Raw genomic sequence first — 21,814 nt, 5'->3', positions numbered from 1 at the left:
CTCAGGGTAGCGATGCGCCACTGCGGCGCCTCAAAATTCTTTAAACGCAGAACAGACTATCGTTAGGCCGACTGGTTCATGCGCAACATTTTGTCTGGAGACCTGCGGGCGAGAATCCGCGACAGGCATGGTCGACTAGCAACCGGATCAGTATCCTAGCACCTCCTAGCCCGCCGACGCTAAGGCCACGCGGGCAGCCCTACAGGTTGAACTACGAATGAATGCTCTAGCCCGCCGTGTTACTGGCCTGCTGCTCAGCACAATTTGTCTGCCGCTGGCGGCCGTCGCCGCCGATCCGCAACCCACCCACGAATTCATCCTCGACAACGGCCTGAAAGTGGTCGTGCGCGAAGACCATCGCGCCCCGGTGGTGGTTTCGCAGATCTGGTACAAGGTCGGTTCCACCTACGAAAGCCCAGGCCAGACCGGCCTCTCCCACGCCCTCGAACACATGATGTTCAAGGGCAGCGAGAAACTCGGTCCCGGCGAAGCGTCGCGCATCCTGCGCGACCTCGGTGCCGAAGAGAACGCCTTCACCAGCGACGACTACACCGCCTATTACCAGGTGCTGGCCCGCGACCGCCTGCCGGTAGCGCTGGAGCTCGAAGCCGACCGCATGGCCAGCCTGCGCCTGCCGGCCGACGAGTTCAGCCGTGAAATCGAGGTGATCAAGGAAGAACGCCGGCTGCGCGTCGATGACCAGCCCAGCGCCAAGGCCAATGAACTGTTCGACGCCATGGCCTACCCGGCCAGCGGCTACCACACGCCGACCATCGGCTGGATGGCCGACCTGGAGCGGATGAAGGTCGAAGAGCTGCGCCACTGGTATGAATCCTGGTACGTGCCGAACAACGCCACCCTGGTGGTGGTCGGCGACGTCACGCCGGACGAAGTTAAAGCCCTGGCGCAGAAATACTTCGGTGCTATCCCCAAGCGCGCCGTGCCACCGGCCAAGCTGCCGCTGGAACTGGCCGAGCCGGGCCTGCGCCAGCTCACCGTACATGTGCGCACCCAACTGCCGAGCGTGCTCTACGCCTTCAACGTGCCCAGCCTGGCCACCGCCAAGGACCCACGTACGGTGCACGCCCTGCGCCTGATCAGCGCCCTGCTCGACGGTGGTTACAGCGCTCGCATGCCGAGCCGCCTGGAGCGCGAACAGGAACTGGTCGCCGGGGCTTCGTCCAGCTACAACCCGTTCACCCGCGGCGACAGCCTGTTCCGCCTGTCGGGCATCCCGAACACGCAGAAGCAGAAAACCTTGGCCGACGTCGAAGGCGGCTTCTGGCAACTGCTGGACGAGCTGAAAAACACCCCGCCAACCGCCGAAGAACTGGAGCGCGTACGCGCCCAGGTGATCGCCTCGCTGGTCTACGAGCGCGATTCGATCAGCAGCCAGGCCACCGCCATCGGCCAGCTGGAAACCGTCGGGCTGTCGTGGAAACTTATCGACAGCGAGCTGGACGAGCTGAAAAGCGTGACCCCGGCCGACATCCAGAACGCCGCACGTACCTACTTCACCCGCGAACGCCTGAGCGTCGCGCATGTGCTGCCCGAGGAGAAGGCTAATGACTGAGCAAGCCCGCACCCCGCGCTACACCCTGATCGGCCTGGGCATTCTCGCTGCGGTCGTGGCCCTGGCCATGTTCCTGGCCAACCCGGCGCAGTCCGAGGACACCGCCAAGGCACCCGTCAGCACTGCGGCGAAACCGGCCAATACCCTCCAGTCGCTGGCCGAACTGGACGGCAAGGCGCCGGCCCGACGTGCCCTCGACATCCAGGCCTGGAACACCGCCGAAGGCGCCAAGGTGCTGTTCGTCGAAGCCCGCGAGCTGCCGATGTTCGACCTGCGCCTGACCTTCGCCGCCGGCAGCAGCCAGGACGGCGACGCCGCCGGCCTGGCCACCCTGACCAACGCCATGCTCAATGAGGGTGTCGCCGGCAAGGACGTCACGGCCATCGCCCAGGGCTTCGAAGGCCTGGGTGCCGACTTCGGCAACGGCGCCTACCGCGACATGGCCGTGGCCTCGCTGCGCAGCCTGAGCGCCGCCGACAAGCGCGAACCGGCCCTCAAGCTGTTCGCCGAAGTGGTCGGCAAGCCAAGCTTCCCGGCCGATGCCCTGGAGCGCATCAAGAATCAGATGTACGAAGGCTTCAAGTACCAGCAGCAGAACCCTGGCAAACTGGCCGGCATCGAGCTGTTCGAGCGGCTCTATGGCAGCCACCCGTATGCTCACCCGAGCGACGGCAATGCCAAGACCATCAAGCCGATCACCCTTGAGCAACTGCGCGCCTTCCACAGCAAGGCCTACACCGCGGGCAACGTGGTGATCGCGCTGGTCGGCGACCTCAGCCGCGACGAAGCCCAGGCGATTGCCGCGCAGGTTTCCGCCGCCCTGCCGAAAGGCCCGGCGCTGGCCAAACTGGCGCAGCCTAGCGAGCCGAAAGCCGGCGCACACCACATCGACTTCCCGTCCAAGCAAACCCACCTGCTGCTCGCCCAGCTCGGCATCGACCGCGCCGACCCGGACTACGCGGCACTGAACCTGGGCAACCAGATTCTTGGCGGCGGCAGCTTCGGCACCCGGCTGATGAGCGAAGTGCGCGAAAAACGCGGGCTGACCTACGGCGTATACTCGGTGTTCAGCCCGATGGCCGTACGCGGGCCGTTCATGATCAACCTGCAGACCCGTGCCGAGCTCAGCGAAGGCACCCTCAAGCTGGTCCAGGACATCCTGCGCGACTACCTGAAAACCGGCCCTACCCAGCAGGAACTGGACGACGCCAAACGCGAGCTGGCCGGCAGCTTCCCGCTGGCCAACGCCAGCAACGCGAGCATCGTCGGACAACTGGGCGCCATCGGTTTCTACAACCTGCCGCTGACCTACCTGGAAGACTACATGCAGCACTCGCAAAACCTGACCACCGAGCAGGTGCGTGCGGCACTGAACAAACACCTGGCCGCCGACAAGCTGGTCATTGTCACCGCCGGGCCGAGCGTGCCGCAGAAACCGCTGCCGCCGCCCATCGATAACCCAACCGAGCAGCCGCTCGGTGTACCGGAGCATTAATGGCCCATCCTTCTGCCAAACCGGCCAAGCCACACCACGGCCAAGGCCACTTGCGCATCATCGCCGGTGAGTGGCGCAGCCGCCGCCTGAGCTTCCCCGATGCTCCCGGCCTGCGCCCCACGCCAGACCGGGTACGCGAGACGCTGTTCAACTGGCTGGTCGCGCACATCGAGGGCGCTCGGGTGCTCGACGCCTACACCGGTAGCGGCGCGCTGTTCCTCGAAGCGCTGTCCCGTGGCGCAGCCGATGCCGTGGCCCTGGACAGCAACCCGGCGGCCATCGCCGCACTGCGCGACAACCTCGAACTGCTGCGCTGCCCGCGTGGCCAGGTGATCCAGAGCGACGCCCAGCGCTACCTGAACGGCGAGCCGAAGTTCACCTTCGACCTGGTGTTCCTCGACCCACCGTTCCACCAGGACCTGCTACCCACCACCTGCGCCCTGCTCGAAGAGCGCAACTGGCTCAGCGCCAACGCCTGGATCTACACCGAAAGCGAAACCGCGCCGTCTACCCTGCAATTGCCGGGCAACTGGCGCCTGCATCGGGAAAAGAAAGCCGGACAGGTCTATTACGCGCTGTGGCAACGCAGCGACGCCTGACCGTTGTGCGACGCCCGGCGCGGCACGGCCGGGCGTCGGCACATAAACTGAGCAGTACGTGTCACGAGACCTGCACGCATGAACAGCCCTGCCCCCGCCGCCTTCGCTCCCGCTATCGGGCTGGGCAATCCACACCTGCAAACCCTCTGGGGCCCGCTGTGGCGCAAGTCGCCCAACCTGGCGCACCAGCGTGAGCGCGTGTGGCTGGCCGACGGTGATTTTCTCGACCTGGACTGGAGCGGCCCGCATCAGGCCGACGCGCCGCTGGTGCTGGTGCTGCATGGGCTGACCGGCTCTTCCCGCTCGCACTATGTGCTCGGCCTGCAACAGGCCCTGCAAGCGTACGGCTGGGCCAGCGTTGCGCTGAACTGGCGCGGCTGCTCCGGCGAGCCGAATTTGCTGCCGCGCAGCTACCACTCCGGTGCCAGCGAAGACCTCGCCGAGGTGGTCCGCCACCTGCGCGCGCAACGGCCGATGGCGCCACTGTATGCGGTGGGCTATTCGCTGGGCGGCAATGTACTGCTCAAGTACCTCGGCGAAACCGGCGCGGCCAGTCAGTTGCAGGCGGCGGTGGCGGTGTCGGTGCCGTTTCGCCTGGACCACTGCGCCGACCGCATTGGCCTGGGGTTCTCACGGGTGTACCAGGCGCATTTCATGCGCGAGATGCTGGCCTACGTCAAAGGCAAGCAGCGGCACTTCCAGCACCACGGCCACGACGAGGCGCTGGCGGCATTGGCTCGGCTCGGGCCGCTGGAGAACCTGAAGAATTTCTGGGACTTCGATGGCCGGGTCACGGCGCCATTGAACGGCTTCAGCGATGTCCACGATTACTACAGGCGCTCGTCGAGTCGCTACTTTCTGGGCGAGAACCGCACGCCGACACTGATCATCCAGTCCAGCGACGACCCGTTCGTGTTTCCCCACAGCCTACCGCCGGCCAACGAGCTGGCAGCCCAGACCACCCTGGAGCTGCACAGTCGCGGCGGGCATGTCGGCTTCGTCGACGGTAGCCTGCGCCAGCCCGGCTATTACCTGGAACGGCGCATTCCGCAGTGGCTTACTGGTCGCCGCTAGCCAACGGATGGTGCGGATTGGTAATCCACTCGCTCCAGGAGCCGGCGTACAGCTTGGCCAGCGGGTAACCGGCCAGACTCAGGGCAAACAGGTTGTGGCAGGCGGTGACGCCGGAGCCGCAATAGGCCACCAGTTGCTCCGGCGAGCGCTCGCCGAGTTTTTCCGCGAAACGCTGCTTGAGCTGCTCAGCCGGCAAAAACCGACCCTCGGCATCAAGGTTGTCGGTAAACGCCGCGCACTGGGCACCAGGAATGTGCCCGGCCACCGGGTCGATCGGCTCGACCTCGCCGCGGAAGCGCGGCAGGGCGCGAGCGTCGAGCAGGGTCAGCTCGGGACGGCCGAGCAAGCGCAGCAATTGCTGGGCGTTGACCTGCATGTCCGGGGTCGGTTTGCCGGTGAAATGCCCTTCGCGTTTTTCCGCCGGGTCGAGGCTCAGCGGCAGGCCCGCGGCGTGCCAGGCCTTGAGGCCGCCGTCGAGGATTGCCACGCCGCTGCGCTTGCCCAGCCAGGTCAGTAGCCACCAGGCACGGGCGGCAAAGGCCCCGGGACCGTCGTCGTAGAGGACGATCTCGCTGGTGTTGTCGATGCCCCAGGCGCGCAGACGCTCGATCAGCGTATTCGGCCCCGGCAGTGGATGGCGCCCGGTCACTCCCGGCTTCACCGGCCCGCTCAGGTCCCGCTCAAGGTCGGCGAAATGCGCCCCGGCGATATGCCCTTCGGCATAGCTGCGCTGGCCGTAGTCGAGATCGCCCAGGTCGAAACGACAATCGAGAATCACCAGCTTCGGCGCGCCGAGGCGTTCGGCCAGCTGCTGCGGTGCAATCAGTTGCGCGAGGGGCATGACAGTCTCCATATCGATTGAAAGGGGTACTCGCCGCCGAGCCGGGCCTTATTGCTCCAGGGCCTGCTGCAACGGCACATAGAATTCTTCGCACAGCGCATCCACCGCCGGGCGCGCCTGGGCGGTGACGAAACCGAGCTCCAGCACCAGCACCTGGTACACGCCGCGCTTGAAGGCTTCTTCGCTGAGGTGGGTGGATTGCTCGCGGGTGGTGCAGAGGAAGCGCACCCAGGAGGTCAGCACGATCCAGGCATTGAGGGTCAGCGACTCGATCTGCACGCTGTCCATCGCCACGATATCGGCCTCGACAAAGCCACGGTAGATCGCCTGGCCTTGCAGCAGGCAGCGTTGGGAAAAGCGCCGGTAGCGCGCGGCGAGCTCCTTGTCGCTGTCGAGCAGGTGCTCCAGGTCGCGGTGCAGGAAACGGTAGTTCCACATCGCCGCGAGCAGTTCCTTGAGGTAGAAGCGCTTGTCGTCGACCGTGGCCAGACGGCCTTGCGGCGGGCGCAGGAAGCTCTCGACCAGTTCCTCGTACTGGGTGAACAGGACAGCGATGATTTCCTGCTTGTTGGCGAAATGGTAGTAGAGGTTGCCGGGCGAAATCTCCATGTGCGCGGCAATGTGGTTGGTACTGACGCTGCGTTCGCCCTGCAGGTTGAACAGCTCCAGGCTGTTCTGCACGATGCGCTCGCGGGTCTTGATTCGCGGGGCCATGACCAGCTCCAAAAGCATGAGCTTGAATGAATGGGTCCATCTTACGGTTTATCCGCCGGAGGATGAACCTGGATCTGGCCGCAGGCCCGTAATTTAGTCGCCTGCGGCGGATAATAGAGTATATGCTCTAGCGAAAATCGCTCGCCGTGGAGTCCCGCATGACTGTCGATACCCACCTGCCGCCCTCGCCTGTTGCCCTCGACTGGCTCAATACGGTGTTTGAACAGCAGCGTAGCGCTTTTGCCGGCCTGCCAATGCCGCCCGCAGCGCAGCGCCGGCAATGGCTCAAGAGCCTGCGCGAGCTGTTGCTGGCGCAGCAGGCAGCGCTGATCGAGGCAATCAGCCAGGACTTCTCCGGGCGTAGCGCCGATGAAACCCTGCTGGCCGAACTGATGCCCAGCGTGCAGGGCATCCGCGATGCCGAGCGGCACCTGGCACGGTGGATGAAACCGAGCCGGCGCAAGGTCGGCCTGGCCTTCCAGCCAGCCAGTGCGCGGGTGATCTATCAACCGCTGGGCGTGGTCGGGGTGATCGTGCCGTGGAACTACCCGCTGTTTCTCGCCATGGGCCCGCTGACCGGGGCGCTGGCGGCGGGCAACCGGGTGATGCTCAAGCTCAGCGAAAGCACCCCGGCCACCGGACAATTGCTCAAGGCCCTGCTGGAGCGGGTATTTCCCACCGATCTGGTATGCGTGTTGCTTGGCGAGGCAGACGTCGGCGAGGCGTTCTCGCGGTTGCCGTTCGATCATCTGCTGTTCACCGGCGCCACCAGCATCGGCCGGCATGTGATGCAGGCGGCGGCGCAGAACCTGACGCCGGTCACCCTGGAACTGGGCGGCAAGTCGCCGGCCATCGTCTCGGCGACGGTGCCACTGGCGCATGCGGCCGAGCGGATCGCCTTCGGCAAGACCCTGAATGCCGGACAAACCTGTGTAGCGCCGGACTACGTGCTGGTGCCGCGCGAACGTCTGGACGGCTTCGTCGAAGCCTATCGGCAGACCGTGCGGCGGTTTTATCCACAGGTGCGGGACAACCCGGACTACACCGCAATCATCAACCCGCGACACCTGGCGCGGCTGGACGGCTACCTGGCCGACGCGCGGGCAAAGGGTGCGCAGGTGCTGGAGCTCTACCCGGACGAGCCACGCCAGGGCCGGCGCATGGCGCCGCAGGTGTTGCTGGGGGTGAACGACGACATGCGCGTGATGCAGGACGAGATTTTCGGCCCGCTGCTGCCGGTACTGCCCTATGACCGGCTGGACGAGGCGCTGGCGTACATCAACGCACGACCACGCCCGCTGGCGTTGTATTACTTCGGCTATGACCGCGCCGAGCAGCGGCGGGTGCTGGAGCAGAGCCATTCGGGCGGGGTGTGCCTGAACGACACCTTGCTGCATGTGGCGCAGGACGACCTGCCGTTTGGCGGGGTCGGGCCGTCGGGGATGGGCCATTACCACGGGCATGAGGGTTTCCTGACCTTCAGCAAGGCCAAGGCAGTCCTGGCCAAGCAGCGCCTGAACGCAGCGCGGCTGATCTATCCGCCGTACGGCAAGACGTTGCAGCAGTGGGTGTACAAGCTGTTCATTCGCTGAAAACCGCCGTTGTGGGAGAAACTGTCTTGGCGGGAGCCGGTTTTGCTGCCGCTGCGCGGCAGATCGCGGGACGAGCCCGCTCCCACAGGACCGCTTCCACAGGCCAGCACCGACACAACCGGGACCAGAATAATGACAACAGCCCCTACCCTGCACCGTCGCAGCCTGCTCAAGTTCGGCCTCGGCGCCAGCCTGTTCCTCGGCACCGCCAGCCTCGTCGCCTGCTCCGCCGACACCCCGGCCAGCGGCTACCAGACAATCCGCAGCAGCGACCTGCCGGCCCTGCGCGCGCTGCTCGCCAGCATCGTCCCGGGCGCCGCCAGCGAGCCCGCCCTACGCCAGCTCGACCACAACCTGGGCGCCCTTTCGCCGGCCATGCTCGGCCTGACCCGGCAACTGTTCGACGTGCTCAGCCTGCCGCTCACCCGCGGCCCGCTCACCGGCATCTGGGGCGCCTGGGAAAACGCCGAGCCGGCCCAGGTGCAGCGCTTCCTCCAGCGCTGGGAACACAGCGCGCTGGACATGCTCCGCCAGGGCCACGCCGCACTGCTGCAACTGACCCTCATGGCCTGGTACGAAACCCCTGCCAGCTGGGCTACCTGCGGCTACCCCGGGCCACCGAAGATCTGACCCCCCACAACAACTAGAGGCATGCCATGCCCGTACCCGACCTGTTCCGCGACGGCCTCGCCCGAGGCTGGAAAGCCCGCGACGCCTCGCGACTCACCGCCGACCTGCAGCTGGAAACCGACATCGCCATCATCGGCAGCGGTGCCGGTGGCGCCACCAGTGCCGAACTGCTCAGCCAGGCCGGCTTTCGCGTGCTGCTGATCGAGGAAGGCCCGCTCAAGACCAGCAGCGACTTCCACGGGCTCGAAGACCAGGCCTATGCCAGCCTCTACCAGGAAGGCATCGGCCGCATGAGCAAGGACGGCGCCATCACCATCCTGCAAGGGCGTGCCGTGGGCGGCACCACGCTGATCAACTGGACCTCAAGCTTTCGCACCCCGCCACAAACCCTGCAGCACTGGGCCGACGTGCACAACGTGCAAGGCCACAGCGTCGCCGACCTCGCGCCGTGGTTCGAGCGCATGGAGCAGCGCCTGGGCATCGCCCCCTGGCAGATGCCGCCGAATGCCAACAACGACGTACTGCGCCGCGGCTGCGAAGCGCTCGGCTACAGCTGGCAGGTGATTCCACGCAACGTGCGCGGTTGCTGGAACCTGGGCTACTGCGGCATGGGTTGCCCGGTGAACGCCAAGCAGTCGATGCTGGTGACCAGCATCCCGGCCACCCTCGAACACGGCGGCGAGCTGCTCTATCTCGCCCGCGCCGAGCGCCTGGAGCACAACGGCGAGCAGATCGCCGCGCTGCACTGCGTGGCCATGGACGAACGCTGCGTGCAGCCCAGCGGGCAGAAGATCCGGGTCACGGCGCGGCACTACATCCTTGCCGGCGGCGGCATCAACAGCCCCGGCCTGCTGCTGCGCTCGAACGCCCCCGACCCGCATGGCCGGCTCGGCAAGCGGACCTTCCTGCACCTGGTCAATTTCAGCGCGGCGCTGTTCAAGGACCAGGTCAACCCGTTCTACGGCGCCCCGCAGTCGATCTATTCCGACTATTTCCAGTGGCGCCACGGCGTCACCGGGCGCATGGCCTACAAGCTGGAAGTGCCACCGCTGCACCCGGCGCTGGCCAGCACCCTGCTCGGCGGCTTCGGCAGCAGCAACGCGCTGCGCATGGAGCAGTTGCCCAACACCCACGTCATGCTCGCGCTGCAACGCGACGGCTTTCACCCGCAGAGCAGCGGCGGCAGCGTCGAGCTGCGCGGCGACGGCTCGCCGGTGCTCGATTACCCGCTCAGTGCCTACGCCTGGGACGGCGTGCGCCGGGCCTTCCAGAGCATGGCCGAAATCCAGTTCGCCGCCGGCGCCGAGGCGGTGATGCCGCTGCACGGCGACGGCCGCTACGTCGGCAGCCTGGCCGAAGCGCGGCAACTGATCGACGGCCTGAGCCTGGAACTGTTTCGCACCCGCCTGGGCAGCGCTCATGTGATGGGCGGCTGCGCCATGGGCGAAGACCCGCGCCAGGCGGTGTGCGACAGCCTCGGCCGGCATCATCAATTGGGCAACCTGTCGATCCACGACGGTTCGCTGTTCCCCACCAGCATCGGTGCCAACCCGCAACTGTCGGTATATGGCCTGACGGCAAAGCTGGCCGACGCCCTCGGCCAACGCCTGAAAGGCAAGGCATGACAAGACTTGCCCAGCCTGTCTATAGTCCCTTGGGCCGGTGCCAGCGACTTGGCCGACCGCAGCGGCTGCGATACCATCCGACTCCCAAACGCACTCCTGCCAGGACGACGCGATGAACCGAGTGTTGTACCCAGGTACTTTCGACCCTATTACCAAGGGCCATGGCGATCTGGTCGAGCGCGCCTCGCGGCTGTTCGACCAGGTGATCATCGCGGTCGCCGCCAGCCCGAAGAAAAACCCGCTGTTCCCGCTGGAACAACGGGTGGAACTGGCTCGTGAGGTCACCAAGCACCTGCCCAATGTCGAAGTCATCGGCTTCTCCACGCTGCTGGCGCATTTCGCCAAGGAGCAGCAAGCCAATGTATTCCTGCGCGGCCTGCGCGCGGTGTCCGACTTCGAGTACGAGTTCCAGCTGGCGAACATGAACCGGCAACTGGCGCCCGACGTCGAAAGCCTGTTCCTGACGCCGTCTGAGCGCTATTCGTTCATCTCCTCGACCCTGGTCCGCGAAATTGCGGCGCTGGGCGGCGACATCACCAAGTTCGTCCACCCGGTGGTGGCCGAGGCCCTGACCGAACGCTTCAAGAAGTGACTCCCGCCGATTGAAGGCTGCGCCCGCGTGCACTGCGGGCGCTAATACGGCACAATTACGGCCATTGGTTTTCACATGCCAGGGCCGATTGCCCCGGCCGGAGTCCCCATGTCTTTGATCATCACCGACGATTGCATCAACTGCGACGTCTGCGAACCCGAGTGCCCGAACGCCGCCATCTCCCAGGGCGAAGAGATCTACGTGATCGACCCGAACCTGTGCACCCAGTGCGTGGGCCACTACGACGAACCGCAATGCCAGCAAGTCTGCCCGGTCGACTGCATCCCGCTGGATGAAGCTCACCCGGAAAGCGAAGACGAGCTGATGGCCAAGTACCGCCGAATCACCGGCAAGGGCTGATGGCCGGCGTGGTTTCGCTGCGTTCGCTGCTGCTCGGCGCCGCCCTGGCGCTGGCCACGGCGCAGGCCCTGGCCGACGGCCCTGGGCGCGCGGCGATTGCCACCCCGCACACGCAAGCGACCGCCGCCGCCCGCGAGATCCTTGAACAGGGCGGTAACGCCTTCGATGCAGCCATCGCCGTCAGCGCTGCGCTGGCGGTGGTCGAGCCGTATGGCTCGGGGCTGGGCGGTGGCGGCTTCTTCCTGTTGCGCCAAGCCGGCTTGCCGGCGCGCTATCAGTTCATCGATGCCCGCGAACGCGCACCGGGCCAGGCTACCCCGGCCATGTACCTGAAAGACGGCAAGGTGCAGCCCGGGCTGTCGATCAACGGTCCGCTGGCGGCGGCGATTCCCGGCCTGCCGGCAGCGCTGGCCGAGCTGGCCGCGCATGACGGCAAGCTGCCCCTGCGCAGCACCCTGGCCCCGGCCATTCGTTTGGCCACTCAGGGGTTTGCCGTCGACCGCGTGTACCGCGACCGCGCCAGCATGCGTCGCACTGCCCTGCGCGACGACGCAGAAAGCGCCCGGCTATTCCTGGTCGACGGCGAGGTGCCAGCGCTCGGCGCAGTCATCCGCCAGCCCGAGCTGGCCGCCACCCTGCAACGCCTGGCCGAACAGGGCCACGACGGCTTCTACAAGGGCCAGACCGCTGCCACCCTGGTCAATGGCGTGCACGCCGCCGGCGGCCTGTGGACCCTCGACGACCTCGCCGACTACCGCGTCGCCCGGCGCCAGCCGCTGCGCTACAGCCTGGCCGACCAGCGTGAACTGATCAGCGCGCCGCCGCCCTCCGCCGGCGGTGTCGCCCTGGCGCAGAGCCTGGCAATGCTGCAACGCCTGCCCTGGCAGAGCGCCGACAAGGTCCAGCGCAGCCATTACGTGCTCGAAGTGCTGCGCCGGGCCTACCGCGACCGCGGCCTGCTCGGCGACCCGGACCACGTGCCCAACCCGATCCCGCAACTGCTCGACCGCCGCTACCTGAATGCACTGGCCGACAGCATCGACGTACACCAGGCCACCCCAAGTGCCAGCCTAGCGCCCTCTCCGGCCTGGCGCGAAGGCGATCACACCACCCATTTCACGGTGATCGACGCCGATGGCAACGCGGTCGCCGCCACCTTGTCGGTCAACCTGCCGTTCGGCGCGGCCTTCAGCGTGCCCGGCAGCGGCGTGGTGCTGAACAATGAAATGGACGATTTCGCCGCCGATCCGCAGGGTAGCAACAGCTACGGCCTGGCCGGCAGCCAGGCCAACGCGGTGGCTGCCGGCAAGCGGCCGCTGTCGAGCATGAGCCCAAGCTTCATTGAAAGCCCGCAGCAGTTCGCCGCCTTCGGCACACCGGGCGGCAGCCGGATTCCGAGCATGGTGCTGCTGTCGATGCTGGCATTCCTCGATGGCCAGCCGGTGGCCAGCTGGCCGGCAGTGCCGCGCTACCACCATCAGTACCTGCCGGACGTGGTCGAGCATGAGCCCGGCGCTTTCAGTGCCGCCGAACAGGCCGACTTGCAGGCGCGCGGCTACACCCTCAAGGATCTCGGGCGCAGCTATGGCAATCAGCAGGTGCTGTTCTGGAACAAGGCGGCGCGCACCCTGGAAGCGGCCAGCGACCCGCGTGGGGTGGGCAGTTCCGAGGTAATGCCGGCGCGTTGAGCGCGGTTACTTCTGGCAGCGCGGGCAGAACACGCTGGCGCGCTGGCCCAGGCGCACATCGCGCAGAATGCTCCCGCAGACCTTGCACGGCGCTTCGCCACGCCCGTAGACGAACAGCTCCTGCTGGAAGTAGCCCGGCTGGCCGTCGCCGCCGATGAAGTCGCGCAGGGTGGTGCCGCCACGCTCGATGGCGATGGCGAGGATGCGCTTGATCTCGATGGCCAGGCGCAGGTAGCGCGCCCGGGAAATACCCCCGGCTTCACGGCGCGGATCGATGCCGGCGGCGAACAGCGCTTCGCTCGCATAGATGTTGCCCACGCCAACCACCACCGCGTTGTCCATGATGAACGGCTTGACCGCCATGGAACGCCCGCGCGACAACTGGAACAGCCGCTCGCCGTCGAACAGGTCGGTCAACGGCTCCGGGCCGAGCCGCGCGAGCAGTTCGTGCTGCAGCGGGTCGAGGCTCCAGAGCATCGCACCGAAGCGGCGCGGGTCGGTGTAGCGCAGCGCCAGGCCGGATTCGAGCTCGATATCGACATGCTCGTGCTTGGCCACCGGCAGGCCGATTTCCACCAGACGCAAATTGCCGGACATGCCCAGGTGGCTGATCAGCGTACCGACCTCGGCGTTCAGCAGCAGGTACTTGGCGCGCCGTTCCACACTGACGATGCGCTGGCCCGACAGGCGTACGTCGAGGTCTTCCGGGATCGGCCAGCGCAAACGGCGGTCGCGCACGATCACCCGGCTGACGCGCTGGCCTTCGAGGTACGGCGCAATGCCGCGGCGGGTGGTTTCGACTTCAGGGAGTTCGGGCATGGATCAGTGGGTACCCATCTCGCGGATGGTCTGCTTGAGGTTCTCGAAGTCGTACTCCGACAGCCCGACGTAGTCCAGCACCAGGTGGCCGACCGTGTTCCACTCGTGGTCGACGCCCTGGTTGCCCAGCACCCGGTGCGAAGCGCAGATGTGCTCGGCCATTTTCAGGATCGCCAGCAGGTTTTTCAGCGAGGCGTTGCGCGAGGATTCATCGCTGAATACCGCCAGGGCGTTGTGGTGGTTCGCGATGGCGGCGCTGACGTGCTCCGGCAGGCGCCAGGACTTGGCGGTGTAGTAGCCGACCACGGCATGGTTGGTGTTGAACACCTGGTTCTCGGTGTCGACCACGCGCTTTTCGGCGCCGGCACTGGCGTAGGCGTCTTCGAGCACGCCCATGTACTCGGGGAAGCGCTTGAGCATCAGCGGCACGCCGCAGTCGTGGAACAGGCCCAGCGCGTAAGCCTCGTCAACCGCCTGCGAGCCGATACGCTTGGCCAGGGTCAGGCAGGTGACCGCGACGTCCTGGGCGGTATCCCAGAAGCGGTTGAGGGTGACGATGGTTTCATCGCTCATCTCGCCACGGATCGACTGGGCATTGATCAGGTTGATGATCGAACGGCTGCCAAGCAGGTTAACGGCCCGCTGGATCGAAGCAATCTTGTTGGTCAGGCCGTAATACGGCGAGTTGACCAATTTAAGCAGCGCGCCGGACAGGCCCGGATCCTGGGCGATCAGCTTGGCGATCACGTCGAGGTCGGGGTCGGGCATGTATTGCTCAAACTGCAGGTCGACCATGATCTGCGGCTGGGGCGGGACGCTGATGCCTTGCAAGGCTTGCTGGATCTGTTCGGCGGAGAGTTCCTGGGACATATGTACACACTCGGGGCTGAGGGGCGATTCTAACCTGATCGCACGTGCGCAGGGGCAAGGGAAACGCAAGCATAGACCCTGCTATTTGTCGCAGGATGAATCAGTACCCCTGGCCTTCGCGGTATACTCCCGCTCTTTTTTCCCGGAGCGACGTCATGTCCCTGCCCAGCCTTCGTCTCAAAGCCAATGCCGACCGCCGCCTGCGCGCCGGCCACCTGTGGGTCTACAGCAACGAAATCGACGTTGCCGCGACCCCGCTGCACGGCTTCAAGGCCGGCGACCAGGCACTGTTGGAAACCGCTGGCGGCAAGGGCCTGGGCATCGTCGCGATGAGCCCGAACAACCTGATCTGCGCGCGCCTGCTGTCGCGCGACATCAAGCTTTCGCTGGACAAGTCGCTGCTGGTGCACCGCCTGAACGTGGCCCTGTCGCTGCGCGAGCGGCTGTTCGACAAGCCGTTCTACCGCCTGGTGTACGGCGATTCCGACCTGCTGCCAGGCCTGGTGGTCGACCGTTTCGGCGACATTCTGGTGGTACAGCTGGCCTCGGCGACCATGGAACTGCTCAAGGATGAGGTGATCGCCGCGCTGGTGCAGGTGCTCAAGCCGAGCGGCATCCTGTTCAAGAACGACTCTGCCGCGCGCGATGCCGAGGGCCTCGGCCGTTACGTCGAGACCGTGTTCGGCGTGGTCCCGGAGTGGGTGGCGCTGGAAGAGAACGGCGTCAAATTCGAAGCGCCGGTGATGGAAGGCCAGAAGACCGGCTGGTTCTACGACCACCGCATGAACCGCGCGCGCCTGGCGCCGTACGTCAAGGGCAAGCGTGTGCTCGACCTGTTCAGCTACATTGGTGGCTGGGGCGTGCAGGCCGGCGCATTTGGCGCCAGCGAAGTGTTCTGCGTGGATGCTTCGAGCTTTGCCCTGGACGGCGTCGAGCGTAACGCTGCGCTGAACGGTTTTGCCGAAAAAGTCACCTGCATCGAAGGCGACGTGTTCGAGGCGCTGCGCGAGCTGAAGGCGTCGGAAGAGCGTTTCGACGTGATCGTGGCCGACCCGCCGGCGTTCATCAAGCGCAAGAAGGATTTGAAGAATGGCGAGGGCGCCTACCGTCGTCTGAACGAGCAGGCCATGCGTTTGCTGACCAAGGACGGCATCCTGGTGAGCGCATCGTGCTCGATGCACCTGCCGGAGGATGACCTGCAGAACATCCTGCTGACCAGCGCCCGCCACCTGGACCGCAATATCCAGCTGCTGGAGCGTGGCGGCCAGGGCCCGGATCATCCGGTGCACCCGGCGATCCCGGAAACCCGCTACATCAAGAGCATCACCTGCCGACTGCTGCCAAACAGCTGAGTGCAGACGCTTTGAAAAATCCCGGCCTGGTGCCGGGATTTTTTATGGGGCGCCAACTAGTTACCGGAAAAATTAAACACAACAACAAACAAAGGATTACGTCGCCCCGACCCGCCCTATACATCCTAGGAAAGTTCGCACAAACCGAGAAGAATCTTCTGACTTTGAATTTTATTGCATTAATCAAATAACTTACTAACCTAAGGAAGTCGCAATGTCGCGACCAGCCAAAGGATTAAGCAATGAAAGAAATCAAACTGGAGTCAACCAAGCTTGCCAAGCTTAACTACTTAGTGCCTACCAAGCAGTAACAAACACTAAAGCGTAGAACCGGACTACGCTTTAGCCTTGAGGAAGCTTGGCCATGTTTATAAATCGAAATATCTTTATAATCCCAAGTGCAGTCGGCATTATCATCTGGAACTTCGAATCGCATCGGCAGTTTGAGCTATCAGGCGAACACCTGAGAAGATTATCCATTCTTCTGGAAAATATTGAGCTATACAGCAACAAACATCCTATTGATCAAGAATTTTCAAATGCAGGAATACTGGTAGAACGCCAAAGCACTCACTGTGATTGGGGCTGGGACGAGCTCTCTAGAATATTTCATAATGGGACAAAGAACATACCATTTCACAACATGCCAATCGATAGCTCCTCATGGGCTGAGCTTTACCTGGAGCAATGTACAGAAGCCCTATTAAACGAGAAGTAGAGCGACTTTTACAGTTAGAAAACACAGCCGAGCAACCACTATTTTTTGTAGGTGCTGGCTACGGCACTGGCAGCCCTATTCCCTCAGCCTTGGCAGACATCTTAGAAGAACAAAAAAGCGAGTAACTCCATGTGCTCAGCCAACGTAACATCTGGAAGTATCAGATCACTCTCAAAGTGGAACATCGAAAGTTGCGTCAGATCAAGAAGCCATCGATACAAAATAACGGCAAGTGGCATTTCAGATTCCAGCGTTAAAGATTGGTTTCCACCGGCAATGCTACCTGTACTACAACACCCGGTGATCAAGAGCATGCCCAGCAATCACCAAAAATCCCTACAAGCAAGATACCTAGTCCATTTTCTAAATCATACAACAGCGCTAGAACACTTAATAATCAACAACGCAGTGGAAAACATTATACACAAGCGCATGCGGGTAGAGTTTGAAGACAGCATGTGCACAATAGGCCTAATGATCTACACAGATGAAGCCTATCATGCGCTATTCTCGGATCAATTAGCTGCCGACGTGGCTAAATATTTTCAAATTGAAAGATCTCAATCCTCACGCCTACTACAACTACAAAAACTTATAGAAAGTCTCTGATTGCTTTGTCTGGCTATGGGGTCGATTGACCCCTAGCGAGCGATATCAGTGTGCAAGCCAAATCCCAGCCGTGATTAATATATTTCGTCAGATTGACAAGCCCTGGCTTACTTCAACATTAACTAAACTACCATTGTGCGCGACCCAACAGCAAAAAGTGTTTCTCGACAGTTCCAAGCCAGTCGGGAGCATATCCAAAGCCGCCATGCTCGCAGCCATTCAACGTACAGACCTACTCGACAACCCTGAATTCAATAGAATTTTCCAACAGCACGGATTGATTGATGAATGAAAATCCAAAGCACGCCAAAACCATAAAACATCAAATGATTATGTGCTTGCTCTTGTTGATGAGCGCACTAGGGGTCTTCCCTCTTGATGTAATATTGCCCTCCTTTCCAGCGCTCGGCATTCATTTCAGCGTGCAATCGCACGCTATCGCAATGTCCATCAGCCTTTTCGCCCTCGGCGTTGCCGTAACGCAGTTGCTGATTGGACCACTGTCGGACTATTTCGGTCGAAAGCGCTTGTTGTTGCTTGGATTACTGATCTCGCTTAGCGGGGCGGTTGGCTGCCTATATGCCAGCCAATTCGTTACCTTCGTCTTCTTCCGAATCATGCAGGCGGCAGGTTGCGGCTTCTTTGTTCTGACTCAAGCATTAGTGCAAGACATCTTTGTAGGTAAACAACGCAACGCCATCCGCATCATGCAAACGACTGCCAGTGGAGTTTTCATCTCCCTTTCACCACTGCTGGGAAGCTATTTGCAAAGCGTGCTGGGCTGGTCTGGCAGTTTCTCGGTATTTTCCGCACTCGTGTGCCTGGCATTGATTCTGAACACAACGCTGCTCGACCATGACGCCCAATCGCAGCGGCAGCCTGTTCAACTGTTCGATGGCTACCGCGCTGTGCTACGTGATCGGCATTTTTTGTCCTGTGCCATCGTCGCGTCGGTGGCGTTTGCCTCCCACTTTTCTTTTATCGCCGTATCGCCGCTACTTTTCATGGAGCATCTCGGCCTACCCCCCGAAAACTTTTCACTGGTCTTCCTGTTTTATGGACTGGCCTATCTGATCGGTGGCGCCGTGGCTCGAGCGCTCAACTCCCGGTTACCCGCAAACATCCAGATGCTCCTCGGGCTCACGCTGATTGCCTTGGCAGGGATAACTTTTCTGTTGTGGGTATGGGTAGCCGAGCTGTCAATCGCGACCGTACTGGTACCCATGATTATCTGCACCACGGGGGCCAGCCTCGCGCGGCCAGCCGCAACGACCAGCGCACTGGAGAGACATCCTGAAAGGGCAGGGACTGCCGCAGCCCTGCTGAGTACCCTCACATTCGCAACGGGCGCAGGAGCCAGCAGTTGCGTTGCGCTATTCAATGATCAGCTACCACTCAGCCTTGGCATCGCCTTCGTTGTTATGGCTTGGATTGGCTGTCGAGTCATGTTGAGGACGTCCAGGGCGAGCGCCAATTCTGAACTGGCGCAGTAGTGTCGCCCTTCAGCGTACTTTGAGTAATCACTCTCGGAGAACAGCAAATAAAACAGGCTCGGCATTGCACTCCAGCACAGAGCCTTTGCACCCACGTACAATTACCGATAACAATCCACTCCGCTAATCCGTTTAAGCAAATTATTCATTGATCCATGCCGCATAAAATGTCGGCTTCCTCACCGGCTGGTCGCTGCTGTGCCTGGGCGTGCTCACCGGCGGCTTCCGCAAGCCGGTGAAGCGGGTGCACTTTTCCGAGGCCGGTTGATCCTCCGGCCGCATCGCTCCCACAGTTTACGCGACGCCGCCAACCTCTGTGGGAGCGGGCTTGTCCCGCGATGCGGCCCGCAATATCGCCAACTGCCTATCCCGCCATTCCCTCAAGCCGCCAGCGGTGTAGAATCGGCCTATTCATCGCCAGTCATCCCCGGCGGGTTTATGAGCTCTGGCTGAGCGCACGGCGATCCCGCGGCGACCTCGGCTTCATCCGTACCAGCGGCCACCTGCCTTCGGTGCAAAGGACAAGAGAAGCTCACTCCCCTTTTTGTTACCTGATTAGCCGCCAGGAGTGCTTCATGCCTGATTACCGTTCCAAGACGTCCACCCACGGCCGCAACATGGCCGGCGCCCGCGCCCTCTGGCGTGCCACCGGGATGAAAGACGAAGACTTCAAGAAACCGATCATCGCCATCGCCAACTCGTTCACCCAGTTCGTTCCGGGCCACGTGCACCTGAAAGACCTCGGCCAGCTGGTTGCCCGCGAGATCGAACGCGCCGGTGGCGTGGCCAAGGAATTCAACACCATCGCCGTCGACGACGGCATCGCCATGGGTCACGACGGCATGCTCTACTCGCTGCCGAGCCGCGAGATCATCGCCGACTCCGTCGAGTACATGGTCAACGCCCACTGCGCCGACGCCATCGTCTGCATTTCCAACTGCGACAAGATCACCCCCGGCATGCTCATGGCCGCGCTGCGCCTGAACATCCCGGTGATCTTCGTCTCCGGCGGGCCGATGGAAGCCGGCAAGACCAAACTGGCCAGCCACGGCCTGGACCTGGTCGACGCCATGGTCATCGCCGCCGACGTCACCGCCTCCGACGAGAAGGTCGCCGAGTACGAGCGCAGCGCTTGCCCGACCTGCGGTTCGTGCTCCGGCATGTTCACTGCCAACTCGATGAACTGCCTCACCGAGGCCCTGGGCCTGGCCCTGCCGGGCAACGGTTCGACCCTGGCCACCCACAGCGACCGCGAGCAACTGTTCCTGCAGGCCGGGCGCACCATCGTCGAGCTGTGCAAACGCTACTACGGCGACAACGACGCCTCGGTGCTGCCGCGCAACATCGCCAACTTCAAGGCGTTCGAGAACGCCATGATGCTCGACATCGCCATGGGCGGTTCGACCAACACCATCCTGCACCTGCTGGCGGCCGCCCAGGAAGCCGAGATCGACTTCGACCTGCGCGACATCGATCGCCTGTCGCGGGTGGTGCCGCAGCTGTGCAAGGTGGCGCCGAACATCCAGAAGTACCACATGGAAGACGTCCACCGCGCTGGCGGCATCTTCAGCATCCTCGGTTCGCTGGCCCGTGGCGGCCTGCTGCACACCGACCTGCCGACCGTGCACAGCCCGAGCATGGAAGAAGCCATCGCCAAGTGGGACATCACCCAGACCAACGACGAAGCGGTGCACCACTTCTTCAAGGCCGGCCCGGCGGGTATCCCGACCCAGACCGCGTTCAGCCAGTCGACCCGCTGGCCGAGCCTGGATGACGACCGTGAAAACGGCTGCATCCGTAGCGTCGAGCATGCCTATTCGAAAGAAGGCGGCCTGGCCGTGCTGTACGGCAACATTGCGCTGGACGGTTGTGTGGTGAAAACCGCCGGTGTCGACGAGTCGATCCATGTGTTCGAAGGCAACGCGAAGATCTTCGAAAGCCAGGACAGCGCGGTGCGTGGCATTCTGGCCGACGAGGTGAAAGCCGGCGACATCGTGATCATCCGTTACGAAGGCCCGAAAGGCGGCCCGGGCATGCAGGAGATGCTCTACCCGACGTCGTACCTGAAGTCCAAGGGCCTGGGCAAAGCCTGTGCGCTGCTCACCGACGGGCGTTTCTCCGGTGGTACCTCGGGCCTGTCGATCGGTCACGCCTCGCCAGAAGCCGCTGCCGGTGGCGCGATTGGCCTGGTGCGCGATGGCGACAAGGTGCTGATCGACATCCCGAACCGTTCGATCAACCTGCTGGTCAGCGACGAAGAGCTGGCGGCACGGCGGGTCGAGCAGGACCAGAAAGGCTGGAAACCGGTTGAAGTGCGCCCACGTAAAGTGACCACCGCGCTGAAGGCCTATGCCCTGCTGGCGACCAGCGCCGACAAGGGTGCGGTACGTAACAAGGCCCTGCTCGACGGGCTGTGAGGCGGTTGCGGTCACTGAGAAAACCGGCGCGTGAGTGCCGGTTTTTTTATGTGTCCCTGAAGCCTCCTAGCTGACCGCCTTGGCCGTCATGCTATCCAGCAAGCCTTCAACCAGTGCCTTGGCGGTTTCCGCCGAATGCATCACCGACCACAACATCCCCCGCCCCGGTTCTTCGGCAAGGTGCTGGCAATAGTGGTCGACGGTGTCGTGAATCCCGCGCAACAGTAGGACCGCATGCACCAGGGCATCTTCGGCATGCACGTCGGCGCGCACGCTGAACAGTGGCGGGTGGCTGGATTGGCAGGTGCCGAAGGTTTTGCTGGGGGATGAAGGAGGATCAGGTACGATTTTTTTCATTGTCAGTTCCTTGAGATTGGAACCGCAACCCTGACCTTCTCACGAATCAGGGTGGCAGCCGTACGCAGGGTGAGAAACCGAGAAGGAACCGCAAACCCCGGCCAGGCCGAAGCCTGCCCACGTACGGCCGCCATGACAGTGCTGCCACGGGTTTCCTAAATTCGGGTTCTCACGCCCGGTCGCCGAATGACGACCCAAGGAAGGTAGGCCGCAACGCCACCCGGGACAACCTTTCCCAGGCGACAGCGTGCGTAGGATAGTTCCTAAAGTATGTTTCTGGAACGTTGGGCGTGCCTCGAAAGCTTCGCCGGCAAGGCCGGCTCACACAGGGTTGGGGTGACGCGAGCTCCTGTAGGAGCTGGCTTGCCTGCGATGTGCTGCACAGCAGCCCCGGCC

At 63.2% G+C, this 21,814-nt stretch carries 18 protein-coding genes and 1 pseudogene; 14 read left to right on the top strand and 5 right to left on the bottom strand.

What is annotated here, in order from left to right; all coding sequences use genetic code 11:
- Positions 1 to 217: 217 nt before the first annotated feature.
- The 4 genes and pseudogenes from DCO48_RS16150 (at position 218) to DCO48_RS16135 (ending at position 4,741) form a co-directional block, all read left to right on the top strand.
- Positions 218 to 1,573 (top strand): pitrilysin family protein, encoded by a 1,356-nt coding sequence (locus DCO48_RS16150; RefSeq protein WP_116551616.1) that lies wholly within the window; start codon positions 218 to 220, stop codon positions 1,571 to 1,573.
- 136 nt (positions 1,574 to 1,709) lie between these two features.
- Positions 1,710 to 3,068 (top strand): annotated as a pseudogene (locus tag DCO48_RS16145) (M16 family metallopeptidase); the annotation flags it as partial.
- On the top strand, positions 3,068 to 3,667 hold the full coding sequence (rsmD, locus tag DCO48_RS16140; RefSeq protein ID WP_116551614.1) for a 16S rRNA (guanine(966)-N(2))-methyltransferase RsmD: 600 nt from the start codon (positions 3,068 to 3,070) through the stop codon (positions 3,665 to 3,667). The pseudogene DCO48_RS16145 and the gene rsmD, both read left to right, overlap by 1 nt.
- 78 nt (positions 3,668 to 3,745) lie before the next feature.
- Complete coding sequence (locus tag DCO48_RS16135; protein ID WP_116551613.1) at positions 3,746 to 4,741, top strand: hydrolase; 996 nt, start codon at positions 3,746 to 3,748, stop codon at positions 4,739 to 4,741.
- Here DCO48_RS16135 and DCO48_RS16130 read toward each other — a convergent pair.
- Positions 4,725 to 5,582 (bottom strand): sulfurtransferase, encoded by an 858-nt coding sequence (locus DCO48_RS16130; protein WP_116551612.1) that lies wholly within the window; start codon positions 5,580 to 5,582, stop codon positions 4,725 to 4,727. The two genes, DCO48_RS16135 and DCO48_RS16130, sit on opposite strands and share 17 nt — an antisense overlap.
- 48 nt (positions 5,583 to 5,630) lie before the next feature.
- Positions 5,631 to 6,296 carry a TetR/AcrR family transcriptional regulator gene (locus DCO48_RS16125; RefSeq protein WP_116551611.1) on the bottom strand — a complete coding sequence of 222 codons (666 nt, stop codon included), beginning with the start codon at positions 6,294 to 6,296 and terminating at the stop codon, positions 5,631 to 5,633.
- 158 nt (positions 6,297 to 6,454) lie between these two features.
- Between DCO48_RS16125 and DCO48_RS16120 the strand changes: the two genes are divergently transcribed.
- The 6 genes from DCO48_RS16120 to ggt all read left to right on the top strand — a co-directional run bounded on the left by DCO48_RS16120 (position 6,455) and on the right by ggt (position 12,783).
- A complete protein-coding gene (locus tag DCO48_RS16120; RefSeq protein ID WP_116551610.1) occupies positions 6,455 to 7,888 on the top strand; it encodes a coniferyl aldehyde dehydrogenase in 1,434 nt (477 codons plus the stop codon).
- A 150-nt stretch (positions 7,889 to 8,038) separates the two neighbouring features.
- On the top strand, positions 8,039 to 8,518 hold the full coding sequence (locus DCO48_RS16115) for a twin-arginine translocation pathway signal protein (protein ID WP_116551640.1): 480 nt from the start codon (positions 8,039 to 8,041) through the stop codon (positions 8,516 to 8,518).
- Between the two features lie 26 nt (positions 8,519 to 8,544).
- Entirely contained in the window at positions 8,545 to 10,143 is a 1,599-nt protein-coding gene (locus DCO48_RS16110) for a GMC family oxidoreductase (RefSeq protein WP_116551609.1), read from the top strand.
- 112 nt (positions 10,144 to 10,255) lie between these two features.
- Positions 10,256 to 10,735, top strand: coding sequence for a pantetheine-phosphate adenylyltransferase (gene coaD / locus DCO48_RS16105; RefSeq protein WP_038997673.1), 480 nt, complete (start codon positions 10,256 to 10,258; stop codon positions 10,733 to 10,735).
- A 108-nt stretch (positions 10,736 to 10,843) separates the two neighbouring features.
- On the top strand, positions 10,844 to 11,095 hold the full coding sequence (locus DCO48_RS16100) for a YfhL family 4Fe-4S dicluster ferredoxin (protein ID WP_116551608.1): 252 nt from the start codon (positions 10,844 to 10,846) through the stop codon (positions 11,093 to 11,095).
- Positions 11,095 to 12,783: a gamma-glutamyltransferase gene (gene ggt, locus DCO48_RS16095; protein WP_116551607.1), complete on the top strand. Its 1,689-nt coding sequence runs from the start codon at positions 11,095 to 11,097 to the stop codon at positions 12,781 to 12,783. The genes DCO48_RS16100 and ggt overlap by 1 nt, the downstream gene beginning before the upstream one ends.
- Before the next feature lie 6 nt (positions 12,784 to 12,789).
- Here the strand turns inward: ggt and mutM are convergent, their stop codons facing one another.
- Both mutM and DCO48_RS16085 read right to left on the bottom strand, forming a co-directional pair.
- Complete coding sequence (gene mutM / locus DCO48_RS16090) at positions 12,790 to 13,602, bottom strand: bifunctional DNA-formamidopyrimidine glycosylase/DNA-(apurinic or apyrimidinic site) lyase (protein WP_116551606.1); 813 nt, start codon at positions 13,600 to 13,602, stop codon at positions 12,790 to 12,792.
- A 3-nt stretch (positions 13,603 to 13,605) separates the two neighbouring features.
- On the bottom strand, positions 13,606 to 14,472 hold the full coding sequence (locus tag DCO48_RS16085) for an HDOD domain-containing protein (protein ID WP_116551605.1): 867 nt from the start codon (positions 14,470 to 14,472) through the stop codon (positions 13,606 to 13,608).
- 155 nt (positions 14,473 to 14,627) lie between these two features.
- Here DCO48_RS16085 and DCO48_RS16080 point away from each other — a divergent pair, with 155 nt between their 5' ends.
- The 4 genes from DCO48_RS16080 (at position 14,628) to ilvD (ending at position 21,061) form a co-directional block, all read left to right on the top strand.
- On the top strand, positions 14,628 to 15,824 hold the full coding sequence (locus DCO48_RS16080; protein WP_116551604.1) for a class I SAM-dependent rRNA methyltransferase: 1,197 nt from the start codon (positions 14,628 to 14,630) through the stop codon (positions 15,822 to 15,824).
- An 847-nt stretch (positions 15,825 to 16,671) separates the two neighbouring features.
- Positions 16,672 to 17,151 carry a diiron oxygenase gene (locus DCO48_RS23290; protein WP_116551603.1) on the top strand — a complete coding sequence of 160 codons (480 nt, stop codon included), beginning with the start codon at positions 16,672 to 16,674 and terminating at the stop codon, positions 17,149 to 17,151.
- 284 nt (positions 17,152 to 17,435) lie between these two features.
- Positions 17,436 to 18,644 (top strand): Bcr/CflA family efflux MFS transporter, encoded by a 1,209-nt coding sequence (locus DCO48_RS16070; RefSeq protein ID WP_116551602.1) that lies wholly within the window; start codon positions 17,436 to 17,438, stop codon positions 18,642 to 18,644.
- A gap of 575 nt (positions 18,645 to 19,219) precedes the next feature.
- The gene (gene ilvD, locus DCO48_RS16065; RefSeq protein ID WP_116551601.1) at positions 19,220 to 21,061 is read left to right on the top strand and encodes a dihydroxy-acid dehydratase; all 1,842 of its coding nucleotides are present in this window, start codon (positions 19,220 to 19,222) and stop codon (positions 21,059 to 21,061) included.
- Positions 21,062 to 21,127: 66 nt separating this feature from the next.
- Here the strand turns inward: ilvD and DCO48_RS16060 are convergent, their stop codons facing one another.
- Positions 21,128 to 21,418, bottom strand: a complete 291-nt coding sequence (locus tag DCO48_RS16060) for a DUF6124 family protein (protein ID WP_116551600.1) — start codon at positions 21,416 to 21,418, stop codon at positions 21,128 to 21,130.
- Between the last annotated feature and the right edge of the window lie 396 nt (positions 21,419 to 21,814).

The organism is Pseudomonas sp. SDI, from assembly GCF_003105155.1.
Classification (GTDB): Bacteria; Pseudomonadota; Gammaproteobacteria; order Pseudomonadales; family Pseudomonadaceae; genus Aquipseudomonas.
The sequence above is the reverse complement of the archived record's forward strand: the minus strand, read 5'-3'. Positions and strand labels throughout refer to the sequence as shown.